A 232-nucleotide genomic window follows, 5' to 3' on the forward strand; every position below is an offset into this window, starting at 1 on the left:
AGTGCGTAATAGCTCACTGGTCGAGTGACTCTGCGCCGAAAATGTAACGGGGCTAAACACACCACCGAAGCTATGGCATGACACGTTTGTGTCTTGGGTAGGGGAGCGTTGAATGCGGGTTGAAGTCAGACCGGAAGGACTGGTGGACTGCATTCAAGTGAGAATGCCGGTATGAGTAACGAAAAGACAAGTGAGAATCTTGTCCGCCGAAAGCCTAAGGGTTCCTGAGGAA

1 rRNA gene is annotated in these 232 nt (G+C 51.3%); it reads left to right on the top strand.

From position 1 onward, the window contains the following. A 23S ribosomal RNA gene (locus WFK81_RS30830) occupies window positions 1-232 on the top strand; the annotation flags it as partial.

The sequence above is a fragment of the Paenibacillus sp. MMO-177 genome (assembly GCF_037147795.1).
Classification (GTDB): Bacteria; Bacillota; Bacilli; order Paenibacillales; family Paenibacillaceae; genus Pristimantibacillus.